The sequence below is a fragment of the Rhodococcus sp. LB1 genome, from assembly GCF_001583455.1.
GTDB lineage: Bacteria > Actinomycetota > Actinomycetes > Mycobacteriales > Mycobacteriaceae > Rhodococcus_F > Rhodococcus_F opacus.
Window position 1 is genome coordinate 19,400 of record NZ_LTCZ01000167.1, and the last position, 12,005, is coordinate 31,404.

13 protein-coding genes are annotated in these 12,005 nt (G+C 67.1%); 3 read left to right on the plus strand and 10 right to left on the minus strand.

Translation table 11 applies throughout. From position 1 onward, the window contains the following. Positions 1-50: 50 nt before the first annotated feature. The gene (locus AZG88_RS22605) at positions 51-1,604 is read left to right on the plus strand and encodes a carboxylesterase/lipase family protein (protein WP_061699175.1); all 1,554 of its coding nucleotides are present in this window, start codon (positions 51-53) and stop codon (positions 1,602-1,604) included. Here AZG88_RS22605 and AZG88_RS22610 read toward each other — a convergent pair. The 6 genes from AZG88_RS22610 to AZG88_RS22635 all read right to left on the minus strand — a co-directional run bounded on the left by AZG88_RS22610 (position 1,597) and on the right by AZG88_RS22635 (position 6,985). Beyond that, entirely contained in the window at positions 1,597-2,838 is a 1,242-nt protein-coding gene (locus AZG88_RS22610) for an MFS transporter (protein ID WP_005252784.1), read from the minus strand. The two genes, AZG88_RS22605 and AZG88_RS22610, sit on opposite strands and share 8 nt — an antisense overlap. Positions 2,839-2,921: 83 nt before the next feature. Continuing rightward, positions 2,922-3,449, minus strand: a complete 528-nt coding sequence (locus AZG88_RS22615; protein ID WP_061044484.1) for a DUF3558 domain-containing protein — start codon at positions 3,447-3,449, stop codon at positions 2,922-2,924. Continuing rightward, the gene (locus tag AZG88_RS22620) at positions 3,446-3,988 is read right to left on the minus strand and encodes a DUF3558 domain-containing protein (protein WP_061699177.1); all 543 of its coding nucleotides are present in this window, start codon (positions 3,986-3,988) and stop codon (positions 3,446-3,448) included. Before AZG88_RS22620 ends, AZG88_RS22615 begins: the two co-directional genes overlap by 4 nt. Continuing rightward, positions 3,972-4,247, minus strand: a complete 276-nt coding sequence (locus tag AZG88_RS22625; RefSeq protein ID WP_005252788.1) for a GNAT family N-acetyltransferase — start codon at positions 4,245-4,247, stop codon at positions 3,972-3,974. Before AZG88_RS22625 ends, AZG88_RS22620 begins: the two co-directional genes overlap by 17 nt. Before the next feature lie 65 nt (positions 4,248-4,312). Continuing rightward, entirely contained in the window at positions 4,313-5,428 is a 1,116-nt protein-coding gene (locus AZG88_RS22630) for a DUF4185 domain-containing protein (protein ID WP_043943812.1), read from the minus strand. 183 nt (positions 5,429-5,611) lie between these two features. Next, complete coding sequence (locus tag AZG88_RS22635; protein ID WP_005252792.1) at positions 5,612-6,985, minus strand: FAD-binding oxidoreductase; 1,374 nt, start codon at positions 6,983-6,985, stop codon at positions 5,612-5,614. A 513-nt stretch (positions 6,986-7,498) separates the two neighbouring features. Here AZG88_RS22635 and AZG88_RS22640 point away from each other — a divergent pair. After that, positions 7,499-7,828, plus strand: coding sequence for a hypothetical protein (locus tag AZG88_RS22640; protein ID WP_005252793.1), 330 nt, complete (start codon positions 7,499-7,501; stop codon positions 7,826-7,828). Positions 7,829-7,857: 29 nt separating this feature from the next. On the opposite strand, the gene AZG88_RS22645 is transcribed toward AZG88_RS22640, so the two are convergent. Both AZG88_RS22645 and AZG88_RS22650 read right to left on the minus strand, forming a co-directional pair. After that, positions 7,858-8,541, minus strand: coding sequence for a Type 1 glutamine amidotransferase-like domain-containing protein (locus AZG88_RS22645; protein ID WP_005252794.1), 684 nt, complete (start codon positions 8,539-8,541; stop codon positions 7,858-7,860). Positions 8,542-8,546: 5 nt separating this feature from the next. Beyond that, a complete protein-coding gene (locus AZG88_RS22650) occupies positions 8,547-9,365 on the minus strand; it encodes a maleylpyruvate isomerase family mycothiol-dependent enzyme (RefSeq protein WP_005252795.1) in 819 nt (272 codons plus the stop codon). 167 nt (positions 9,366-9,532) lie between these two features. Here AZG88_RS22650 and AZG88_RS22655 point away from each other — a divergent pair, with 167 nt between their 5' ends. Continuing rightward, positions 9,533-11,074, plus strand: coding sequence for an AMP-binding protein (locus AZG88_RS22655; protein WP_061699179.1), 1,542 nt, complete (start codon positions 9,533-9,535; stop codon positions 11,072-11,074). Between the two features lie 10 nt (positions 11,075-11,084). Here the strand turns inward: AZG88_RS22655 and AZG88_RS52770 are convergent, their stop codons facing one another. Together AZG88_RS52770 and AZG88_RS22660 are read right to left on the minus strand one after the other, a co-directional pair. Beyond that, on the minus strand, positions 11,085-11,249 hold the full coding sequence (locus AZG88_RS52770) for a hypothetical protein (RefSeq protein WP_197487906.1): 165 nt from the start codon (positions 11,247-11,249) through the stop codon (positions 11,085-11,087). Further along, positions 11,246-11,647: a DUF488 domain-containing protein gene (locus tag AZG88_RS22660; protein WP_005252800.1), complete on the minus strand. Its 402-nt coding sequence runs from the start codon at positions 11,645-11,647 to the stop codon at positions 11,246-11,248. The genes AZG88_RS52770 and AZG88_RS22660 overlap by 4 nt, the downstream gene beginning before the upstream one ends. Positions 11,648-12,005 lie beyond the last annotated feature (358 nt).

Genomic DNA, 12,005 nt, shown 5'->3' on the forward strand with positions numbered 1-12,005 from the left:
GGTAGTTTGGCGAGAGATTCCCGGTACGTGCTGCGTGAGGAGATTCGTCTGTGGAGGTCGACAAGTCCGGCGACACGCTCGTCGTCCGTGCCCGGGACGGCGAGGTGCGTGGCTACCCCGAGGGCGACGTCTACGCGTGGAAGGGCATTCCGTTCGCCGCGGCGCCCGTCGGCGACCTGCGGTTTCGCGCGCCGGTCCCGCCCGCACCGTGGGAGGGTGTGCGCGACTGCGTCGACTTCGGCCCGATGGCGCCGCAGGGGCACGGCACCGCCGTCCCCATCGATGCGGGACTCGAGATGGACGAGGACTGCCTGTCTGTCAACGTCTGGGCCCCTAGGCCCGACGGCACTCCGCGGCCGGTGATGGTGTGGATCCACGGCGGTGCCTACTGCCTGGGAACCGCAGCCCAGGGCATCTACAACGGTCGCATCCTGTCCACCCTCGGCGACGTCGTGCTGGTCTCGTTCAACTACCGGGTGGGAGCGCTCGGCTTCCTCGACCTGTCGTCGTTCTCGACGGCCGAGCGGGTGTTCGAGACCAACTGCGGGCTGCGTGACCAGGTCGCGGCCCTCGAATGGGTGCGCGAGAACATCGCATCGTTCGGCGGTGACCCGGACGAGGTGACGGTATTCGGCGAGTCGTCCGGAGCCGGGTCGGTCACCACGCTGATGACGTGTCCGAGCGCGGAGGGGCTGTTCCACCGCGCGATCGCCCAGAGTCCGCCCGCCACGTCGGTCTACGGGAGCGAGCGGGCGGCCACCGTCGCGAAACAGTTCCTCGACATCCTCGAGTTGGAACCCGGGCAGATCGACACACTGCTGCACCTTCCGTACCGCACGGTCATCGAGGCCAGCGACACTCTCGTCAACGAGGTGCCGACGAGGATCCCGGGCACACTCGCCATGGCGCCCGTGGTGGACCGCGACTTCCTGCCCCGTTACCCGGTGGCCGCGTTCCAGAAGGGCTATTCCCACCGCATTCCCCTCATCATCGGTTCCAACAAGGACGAGTCGTCGATCTTCAAGTTCATGAAATCTCCTCTGCTGCCGGTCACTTCGGATTCGGTGCAGGAGATGTTGAGGGCGATCGCGACCGATCACCCGGAACTGCCCGCCGCTCGCCTCGCCGACATCCTGTCGGCGTACCCGGACCGCGGAAAAGCGAAGGGCGCGCTCGCGATGTCGCGGGACGCCGCGTTCCGGATGCCCGCCCTGTGGGTGGCCGACGCCCACAGCCGGCACTCACCGACGTGGATGTACCGGTTCGATCAGGCCACGCCGATGCTCAAGGCCGCACGGATCGGGGCCGGCCACGCCACCGAACTCCCGTACGTCTTCGGCAATTTCGACACCCTCAACATCGACCCGACGTTCTGGCTCGGCGGCCGGAAGACGGCGCTCGAGGTGTCGGGCCGGATCCAGCGCCGGTGGCTCGCATTCGCGCGGCACGGTGTCCCCGCCGCGCTGGACGGGTCCAAGCACTGGGCCCCCTACGACGAGGAGAACCGCTCGACGTTGCTGATCGACGGCGCGGACACCCTCGTGAAGGACCCGGACCACGAGATGCGGATCGCCTGGGGCAACGACGTCATGGGGTTCAACTGACGGGCACCTTGTCGTCGAGTTCCTTCAGGACGGGCAGCGCGAAGCAGGCCAGCCCGATGATCAGGACCGGGATCGCGAGCACGAAGAACGTCGGCTGGATTCCCCACTTGTCGAGGATGGGACCGGCCAGCAGGTAGCCCAGCGGCCCCGCGGCGTACGCGGTGGACGTCATGACGCCGGTGACCCGACCGCGCATGTGCTCCGGACTGCGAGTCTGCATGGCGTAGTTGGCGATCGGGCCGACCGGACCGAACACGAGACCCTGGAGGAGGGCCAGCGCCAGAATCGCCCACAGCGGCGGCAGGAACGCCATCGCGACCATGGCCGCGCCCAGCACCGTCACCGCCACCACCATCAGCGTCCTGCGCGACACGAACGGCGCGAGCGGTCCGTACGCGAGGGCGCCCACCACGCCGCCGATACTGAGCGCCATCAGCACCGAACCCAGTTGCGCGGGCTTGTCGAGTTCGGTGAAGTACACCGGGAACACCACCGATTCGACGGGCATGTACAGCGCGACCACCGCCATGTCCACCAGAGCGATCGTGCGCAGGAGCCGGTTGTGCCACACGAACTTCAGTCCCTCGAGCGTGCCGTGCCAGATGGATGTCGGGCGCGTGGACGTGTCGGGTCTGCCGGCGTTCTCCAGTCGCAGGAACGCGATGGTCACCACCGACAGCACGAAGCCGACGGCGGTCACCCACAACGTGTTCACCGCACCCACCGTCGCGATGAGGACACCGCCGATGCCGGGCCCGACGAGGTACGCCATGTTGTAGTTGGCCTCGTAGAGGCTGTTCATCCGGTCGAGGGACCACCCCGCCGACTTCGTGGCGGCGGGCAGCATCGACTCCCTCGCCGCGATCCCGGCCGGATCGAATGCGGCGCCGATCGCGGCGAGGACGGCGATCACCGTCACGGTGAGGCCTGTCGTGTTGGCGATCACCGGGATGGCCGCCACGGACAGGGCAGACAGGCAGTCGGAGATCATCGACGTGCGGCGACGTCCGAACAGGTCGACGAACGTGCCCGCGAACAGGCTCGACAACAGCAGCGGGAGGGTGGCCGCGCCCGCGACGATCGCGGCGTCGGACGCGCGACCGGTCCTCTCGAGCACGAGCCAGGGCAGCACGACGATCGCGATACCGTTACCCGTGGACGAGAACAGCGTCGCGAGGTTCAGGAGGATCAGGGGCCCGAACCGGCGAGTCACAGCCGTCTCGGTGGCGGTCACGGCAAGGGTCCTCTGGTCGGCTCGATCGGTGGTCCTTCGACGCTAACAGCGAGGTCGTGGCCACCGCGAGCGAATTTCGGCCGCTACTGGTTGCGTTGCAGGGTCAGTTCGGCGAGGGTCCGCGCTCCGTCGCACGGATCGCCGGTGCCCGACCGCTGCTGCACCCACCACGTGATGACGCCGGAGTAGGCGGCGGTGATCCCGCATGTCGCCGAATCACCCGGACGCCGGGCGCTGAACGCCGACGTGCCCGCGATCGACGTGGTTTCCACCTGATAGCCCAGCTGGTCCGCCACACTCCGCTCCCGTTGCAGCGAGTTGTTCTCGAACCAGCCGAACGTGACGTCGATCGATCCGGCGGCGGACGACACCGTCCACATGCACACCGCGCCGAAGAAGTACTGGTCGATGCCGGCGCCGTGGAGGGTCTCCGCGATCTTGTCGTTGGGGACGGCGTCGCACTCGCGGAGGAGTTTGTCGAACTGCGGTGAACCGCCGTCTTCGGAGGCGGCCGCGCCCTCGGGCAGGGGACTGCCGGTGACGGAGGTGCCGCAGCCGGCGAGCACCACCGCGGACGCCACCGCCGCGGCGAGTCGGCGGCCGGCGCTCACTTGACCTTCTCCAACGTCAGCCGGCCGAGCGCGGTCGGGGCCGCGCACGGATCGGAGGGTGCGGTGCCCGTGCCGTAGCGAACCAGCCAGTGCACGAAGTCGGAACCCGTGCCCAGCGCGACCTCGCAGAACCCGACGTTCTGCGAGGAGAACCCGCGGTGCCCGGCGATCTCGAGGTCGTGGACCTCGTGACCGATGCCCTTGGCCACCGACCGTTCCCGGTCGATGGGGCTACCGCGGTACCACGTGAACATCACGTACCGTTCGCCGCCGTCCGCTTCCCACCGGCACTTGATGCCGTTGCGCGACACCGGGGCGAGCCCGGTGATCCCGGCCCGCTCGTACACCTCGGCGTCGGTCAGCGAGCCGCATTCCCCCACGAACGCGCCGGGCTGCGCGGACACCGACGTCGTCGGCGCCGACGCCGCCGGAGCGGTCTCGGAACGGTCGCCGGAACCGCAACCGGCCAGTACGACCGCCGCGGCGACCACACGTGTCGCGCGGACGGTCAGGCGGACCGGATCAGACGAGCTCCGCATAGCTCGGATTCTCGGCGATGTACTTCTCGACGTACGAGCACGACGGAATCACGGTGAGCCCGCTGGCCTTCGTGTCGTCGAGGGCGGCCTTCACCACTTCCGCGGCCAGACCCTGACCACGGAACTGGGGGTACGTCACGGTGTGGTGGAAGTCGCGGGCACCGTTCCGCTCGAAATAGTCGGCGTATCCGGCCAACTGGCCGTCGAGGTAGATCTCGAACCGGGATTCCGACACGTCGTGCTCCACCGTGGCCGCCACAGACCGCTCCTCTGCTCGTGTGGCGTGCGCGCTGTCCCGCGCACGCTGTCACTCGCAGATTACCGTCAGTCCGCGAGGTTGGTGCGCAGCAGCATGACGTTGTAGTCCGACCAGGTGGTGGCCAGGAAATACAGATCGGATCCCTGCGACCACGGGTGCATGTAGGCGCCGTACAACTCGGGCACGTCCCGGCTGCTCACGAGCACCTCGGGTTCGCTCCAGCCGGATTCGAGGTGGTCGGACCGGCGCATGACCACCGAATTGCCGGCGTCGGTGTACATCGCCACGAACTGACCGAGGTACTGGTTGAACTGCACCGACAACTCGCTGACGGGTCCGGGGATGACCGGTGCGGCGACGGTGGCGTTGGCCTTCACCCACGCCTTGCCGTCCCAGTACTCGTACAGCGTGAGGTTCCGGATGTCCGCTTCCTTCACCCGCGACAACCGGGCGTCGCCGGAACGACCCGACGGCGTGCCGAACGCGTAGACGAATCCGTCGTGCTTGACGTACGAGCCCATCTGGAAGTTCTCGGCGCCCGTGCCGGGCACGTTGGGCCGCAGCGTAAGAGGGTCGGTGACCCAGTTCTCGCCGTTGTCCACGGAGTACGCGATGCCGGACGCGTTGGTGTCCCACTCGCCAGGGGCGCCCCAGCTCCGCACGGACATGTAGTTGATGTACTGCGTCGCGCCGGGACCCTCGCCGACCGAGATGCCGGTGGTGGGGATGACGGTCTGCTCCACACCCGGGATCTTCTTGCTCTGGATGATCTCCTTGGAATGGTTCGGGGTATCGATCGGGGAATTGTCGATGCCCATCCCGTCGGTGAGGTCCTTGTCGGAGCTGCGCAACAGGATGTTGCTGCGCCAGTCGCCGACCAGACCGCACAGCGGGTTGTCGCTCAGTCCGACGGTGTCACCGAATGCGGTGAGGATCTCACCTCCGCCGTTGTCCCACATGATGCCGAGGTCGGTGCCGAGCACCCGGAACCTGCCGATAGTGTCGTTGGAGCTGCGCGGCCCGGTGATGTGCGCGATAGCCTGAGTTTTGCCACGTAGCTCGGGAAGGCGGCCGTCGCTTCCGTTGAGCCAGGGAATGGGGTTGATGCCCTGGTTCGAGCCGCTCGAGCCGAGGCTGCCGGTTCCCAGGCACGGGGCCGCCGTCGCAACAGGGGGCGTCATCGTGAAAAACGTGCAGGTAGAAGCGAGTAAGGCGGGCATCGCCAGGGAGGCGACACGGCGGAGTCTGGTCACGAGCGCACCTCTCTGCGACGAATCGAGTCGGGTCCGGTCACGCTAGCAATACCTCACCTGTCACACCAGCCCCTAGGGTAACCATTGGGTATCGCACCCGGCCCCGCGTAGCTACAGGATCGCTCCGGGGTTGAGGATCCCCAGCGGGTCCAGTGCGTTCTTGATCCGCTGCGTCAATTCCATGACGTCCTCGCCCAACTGGTCGGGCAGCCAGGCCTTCTTCAGCCGGCCGACGCCGTGCTCGCCGGTGATCGTGCCGCCGAGAGAGATTGCGAGGTCCATGATCTCGCCGAAGGCGAGGTGAGCACGCTCGGCCATCGCGGCGTCCTCGGGGTCGAACACGATGAGCGGGTGCGTGTTTCCGTCGCCGGCGTGCGCGATCACCGCGACCATCACGTCACGCTCGCGGGAGATCGCCGCGATTCCCTCCACCAGCGCAGGCAGTTTCGGGAGCGGGACCCCGACGTCCTCGAGGAGCAGGCTGCCGAGCCTCTCGACCGCGGGGATGGCGAATCGTCTTGCCGCGGCGAAGGCTTCGCCCTCGTCTGGGTCGTCGGTGGTGAAGACCTCGGATGCGCCGTTCACCGTGCAGGCGTCCGCCATCACGGAAATCTCTTCGGCCGCAATCGCACCGGGCGCGTCCGAGCGGGCGATGAGCATCGCCGCCGCCGTCCGGTCCAGGCCCATCTTCAGCGCGTCCTCGACGGCGCCGATGGAGGTGCGGTCCATGAATTCGAGCATCGACGGCCGCAGCGTGCGGGTGATGGCCAGGACGGTGTCGGCGGCGGCCTGGACGGAGGCGAACGATGCGACGAGGGTGCTCGACGGCGGCTGGGCCGGGATCAGTCTCAGCGTCGCCTCCGTGACGATGCCGAGGGTTCCCTCGCTCCCGACGAACAGCTTGGTCAGCGACAGGCCGGCCACGTCCTTCAGTCGCGGCCCGCCCAGGCGCACGTCCGTCCCGTCCGCGAGGACGACGCGCAGTGCGAGGACGTAGTCGGTGGTGACGCCGTACTTGACGCAGCACAGGCCACCGGCGTTGGTCGCGACGTTGCCGCCGATCGAGCACATCTCGAACGACGACGGATCCGGTGGATACCAGAGCCCGTGCTCGGCGGCCGCGGCCTTGACCTCCGCATTGAGCAGTCCCGGTTCGACGACGGCGATCCGCGTCACCGGGTCCACCTCGATCCGGCGCATTCGCTCGGTGCTGACCACCACGCAGCCCGCCACGGCGGTGGCGCCGCCGCTGAGCCCGGATCCCGCACCGCGCGGGATCACCGGTACCCGGTGCTCGGTCGCCCAGCGCATCACCACCTGGACTTCCTCGGTGGTCGTCGGACGGGCGACGGCGAGGGGGAGGACGGCGTCGGGATCGCGCGCCCAGTCCTGGCGGTAGGAGACCAGGATGTCGGGATCGGTGACGAGGCATCCCTGGGGGAGCGCGGCGGCGAGCGTCGCGAGTGCGTCGTCGGTGACCGTCATCGTGACTCCTGAAATGCGGGTGTCGGAGGCCCCGACGGTAACCCAGCGGGCCGCGGGTGTCCTCGAATTGGTCAGACGTCCAACTGAACCGATTCCGACCCGATTGTTCGGATATCGCTCCAACCTGGACGTTCGGCCTGGAAGTGAGACCCCAATAGTCCATCTGTTAGTTACTTACGCGTAGGAGTCTCACGATGTGGGATCAGGGGGGTGAATTTTTTCCGGGGTCCCGGCGATGGGGTATGCAACCGGGTCCGGGGGAGAAAATGCAGGTAGGGGCGTCCCCTGAACCGCGTGGAACCGGACGAATCGGGTGTAACACAGGTCACATTCGTCACTCTGTTACCGGATCGTATCGACCAGGCAATGCAAAAACTCACTTCTACGGGTTAGCGTCTTGCATCGTCAAACACCGGCGAGGCGTTACACCCAAACGGAGATTCTCACGAAATGTGAGCTAGAACACGGTTGGGGCCGGGTTTTGCCGCACCGACCCTGGAAGGACCCGCACCGATGAATGCACTCCACCGAGATCCCAGCAGCTACATCTCCGCGATGTTCTCGTACGAGTTCCTCGACGGTGGCATCGACTACGATTCCATCGAACAGATCCACCGTGGCGAGTTCGACGAATGGATCTTCGCACTGGCCGGTTCGGGGTTGTTCACCAACGAGGAAGTTCGGTCCATGGTGCAGGAATGGCGCCTGAACCCGAAGACCCTCCTGAACACGCTCCTCGCCGACGCGGACGAAGTCACCGCCAAGCGCTGCGAGGTCACCTGGGCCGCACTCGACCGCGTCGCCCCGTTCGCTCCGGCCGTGCCGGTCGCAGTCTTCGGCTGAAGGCCTTCCCGCCGCAGGGCTCGCCGTCGTCACACGAGTTCGGTTCGATCTCCGTTCACGACGATCGCCTGATCGTCCGTCAAGGTGCGGTACTCGATGCCGGCGAGCCTCAAAGCGTTGACAGTGCGCCGAACGGCGGCCGCGTCCTCCAAGGGCACGGCGTCTTCGGCCCCTGGAAGCTCCGCAGGCGGGTGATGCGGCACGATCGCGAAGCCCACCACGCCCAGGCCGTCCCAGAGCGGCTCCATGCCGCAGGTTGCGACCACCTCCGCCGGGTCATCGGAGGAGTCGAGACCGTGCAGCGTCGGAGTCATCACACACGCCCCCGCGCTGTAGCCGGCGTACACCAGCGAATCGCTCAGCAGTAGTTCCGGGATCACCCGGTCCGCCCCGCTCCGGGCCATCTGCGCGCGCAACACGAACGTGTTCCCGCCGCGCACCCACAGCATGCCGAACCCCTCCAGCCGCTCCTTCAGCGCGGCGGACCGCGCGTGCCCGTCGCTGCCGATGTAGTCGCGCAGATCCACCTCCTCCGGGGTGAAGCCCAGCCGCGTCAGCGGCATCACGTCACTCACGACCGCGGACGTCCGCGCCGTCCGCGGCCACGCGTCCGCAGCCGCGGCGATCACCCCCACACGCCCCGGACGGCCGACGAGCGACAGCAGAGGCGCGGGATCCGCACCGAACCGATACGAGGACAGGAACAGGCGCACCGCGGTCAGATGGTGAACGCGAGGTTGTCGACGATCCTCTTGCCCACGGCGGTGTCGCCGCTCAACGCGATCTCGTCGCGGTGATCCGCCGCCGTCGTCCGGCCGCCCGCCAACCGGGTGAAGAGCCGGGAGTCAAGGGTCACGGTCGTGGTGGCCTCGGACGGTAGTTCGTCGACCACCGCGGCTCTGCCGTCGACGGCGATGTGAATGTTGCGCGCGAGCGGTCCCGTCAGCTCCAGGGTGATCCTCGACCCGTCCGGGGCCTTGCCGCGCTTGCCGACGAGGAACGCGACAGCGCCCGCGATCTCCTCGAACGCGGTCTCCCCGCGCAGGCCGCCCTCGTTGCCGGGCAGCGCGAGGGCGTCGCGCAGGTCGAGCTCGTGCATCCAGCAGTCGAACACGCGGATCCGCATGAACCGGAGGTAGGGCGCCGGACCGACCGGTGTGGTGGTCTCGGCCTCGAATGCCTCGTCGGTCATCTCGCTCAGCTCCGACCGCCTGCGGGCCACGATCGCCCGGAAACGCTCGAGCATCTCGGGCCCGGAGCACCCCCGGAGTCCCTCGACCCACTCTTCGTTGAACGCCCCGATCTCGTTGCGCACGTGCGCGAGGCCGCGGACGTCGATGCTGGTGTGCGGTGCGGAGATTCCGGCAAGCAGCGACTCGGTGCCGATGAGATGCGCGGTCACATCGTGGACGGTCCACCCGGGCAATGAGGTGGGCGTGAACCACGCGTCGCCGGACAACGAGGACAGCACCTCGTCGAGTACGTCCCATTCCTCGAACAATGCGTCGAGGATCGGTTCCTTCTGCAGGGCATTCACGGGTGGTACGCCTCCTTTTGCCTCAACTCTAGGACCTCCCGCCGGAGCGTCCGAGCGTTTTCGCCGCGGGCGGACGAATGCGCCGGTGACGGCGTCGAAGGCCTCCCCGTCCCGGGTTCGGTGTGGTAGACCGATGGTGAGAATCTCCATTAACAAAAGGAGTGCGGATGTTCCCTGGAAACTTCGTGGCGACCACCCCGGACAAGCCCGCTGTCATTCGTCCCTCCACGGGGGAGCGGCTGACCTACCGGGAGCTGGACGAGCGGTCCACCCGCCTCGCACGGCACCTGCGCTCGCTCGGCCTGAAGGTCGGCGATCACCTGGCGCTCGTCTCGAGCAACGATCTCCGGGTCCTCGAGGTGTACTGGGCGGCGCTGCGATCCGGGCTGTACATCACCGTGGTGAACTGGCACCTCACCCCGGAGGAAGCCGGTTACGTCGTGGACGACTGCGGAGCCGAGGTGCTCATCGTGTCCGCCGACGCGGGCGGCGCCGTGCCGCGCGACCCGAATCAGCTTCCCCGCGTCCGGCACCGTCTCGTGTACGGCGGCGAGCTCGACGGATTCGACAGCTACGACGACGCCGTGGCGGCGCAGTCGGCCGAACCGCTCGATTCGCAGCCCCGCGGGCAGGACATGCTGTACTCGTCGGGCACCACCGGCAGGCCCAAAGGGATCAAGCCCGCTCTGCCCGAGGGCGAAGTGGACGCCACGATGGATCCGTACACCGCGGTGTTCGCCCCGATGTACGGATTCGATTCCGACACCGTGTATCTGTGTCCCGCACCCCTGTACCATGCTGCGCCGCTCCGCTTCTGCGGCACCATCACCTCCGTCGGCGGCACGATCGTCCTGATGGACCGCTTCGACGCCGAGGAATCGCTGCGGCTCATCGAGGAGTACCGGGTGACCCACAGCCAGTGGGTGCCGACGATGTTCGTCCGGATGCTCAAGCTGCCGAAGGACGTTCGCGACAAATTCGACGTGTCGAGTCTGAAGGTGGCCATTCACGCGGCGGCGCCGTGCCCGCCCGACGTGAAACGCTCGATGATCGAGTGGTGGGGCCCGGTGATCCACGAGTACTACGCGTCCACGGAGGGTGCCGGTGCCACGTTCATCGACAGCGCCCAGGCCCTTGCCAAGCCGGGATCGGTGGGCCACGACGGGGTCATGGGCATCGTGCACATCTGCGACGACAACGGTGCGGACGTACCCGTCGGTGACATCGGAACCGTCTACTGGGAGAGGGAGGAACGGCCGTTCGAGTATCACAACGACCCGGCCAAGACCGAATCCGCGACGCACCCCGACCATCCGACCTGGACCACGAGCGGCGACATCGGGTACATCGACTCCGACCGCTTCCTCTACCTCACCGACCGCGCCGCGTTCATGATCATCTCGGGTGGGGTGAACATCTATCCGCAGGAGTCGGAGAACGTTCTCACCATGCATCCCAAGGTGTTCGATGTCGCGGTGATCGGTGTGCCCGACGAGGAGATGGGCGAACAGGTCAAAGCCGTCGTGCAACTCGTCGAAGGGGTGGAACCGTCGGATGCCGTCGCCCGCGAGTTACTCGACTACGTCCGCGAGCGGGTGAGTCACTTCAAGGCGCCGCGCAGCATCGAGTTCTCCGACGACCTGCCGCGCACCCCCACGGGCAAACTCGTCAAGCACAAACTTCGCGCCCGGTACCTGAACGCCGGCTGAATTCCCGACCTCATCTGTCCAGCGCCGAACCGCAGCGCGGGCAGGTGCTCGCGGTGTGATCGGTGAGGAACAACCCGCAGTCGGGGCACACGCGGTCGAGCCAGCAGACGGGATCTCCGCCGAGGTCGTCGTCCGGTTCGGTGACGGGCGCGGCGTCGTCGGGGTGGGTGGTCACAACCGTTCCAGCATGTATTCGGCGAGCACCTCGGCGTGACTGTGACTGACGTCCTTCGTCGCGGTCAGGAGAACGATCGGCCGCCCCTGCGCGAGTTCCTGCACCCGCGCGACAGCCTTCCGTCCGCTCGGCGAGTCGAGCTCGTGGACGTACCGCTCCCGGAACTCGCTGAATGCGGCGACGTCGTGCGAGTACCAGTGACGCAGCTCCGTCGACGGCGCGAGGTCCTTGGCCCAGTCGTCGAAATGGAACGCGTCCTTGCGGAGCCCCCGCGGCCAGAGCCGGTCCACGAACAGTCGGAGTCCGTCGCCCTCGGTCGGATGGTCGTAGACCCGCTCGACGACGACCGGTGGATCCGCGGTGACGTCCTCCGCGCTCCGTTCCTTCGGTGTGCTCATGGCCGAACCTCCGCTTCCGTGCGGCTGTCTACCGTCAGACTACGACCAAACACCCTGTGACCGGGTTCACAAACGAGCAGAAACATCTGTGAGAACGACTGTTCGGACTCGATTCAGACGCCTACCCACGGACTTCTCTGTTCCCTACGTCACGCTTTCTCTGGCTACTATCAGCTAACTCAGTCGAGTCGGGGGAAATATTTCCGCTCATCATCGGTTGATCGCCGCTCGTCGCGGCACACACACCATCTACCGCAGGAAGTCGATACATGGATACATCGCAGAGCGCGTCCACTGCGCGCCCGACGGTCGGCGTCGTTCGGGAGTCGAACGACGGTGAGCGTCGGGTGGCGTTGGT

What these genes read in the sequence shown, in the direction of transcription:
- AZG88_RS22620 (WP_061699177.1), bottom strand. Translation starts at nt 3,988, where the DNA reads ATGCGGAGCTCGTCTGATCCGGTCCGCCTGACCGTCCGCGCGACACGT.
- AZG88_RS22630 (WP_043943812.1), bottom strand. Translation starts at nt 5,428, where the DNA reads ATGACGCCCCCTGTTGCGACGGCGGCCCCGTGCCTGGGAACCGGCAGC.
- AZG88_RS22635 (WP_005252792.1), bottom strand. Translation starts at nt 6,985, where the DNA reads ATGACGGTCACCGACGACGCACTCGCGACGCTCGCCGCCGCGCTCCCC.
- AZG88_RS22640 (WP_005252793.1), top strand. Translation starts at nt 7,499, where the DNA reads ATGAATGCACTCCACCGAGATCCCAGCAGCTACATCTCCGCGATGTTC.
- AZG88_RS22655 (WP_061699179.1), top strand. Translation starts at nt 9,533, where the DNA reads ATGTTCCCTGGAAACTTCGTGGCGACCACCCCGGACAAGCCCGCTGTC.
- AZG88_RS22660 (WP_005252800.1), bottom strand. Translation starts at nt 11,647, where the DNA reads ATGAGCACACCGAAGGAACGGAGCGCGGAGGACGTCACCGCGGATCCA.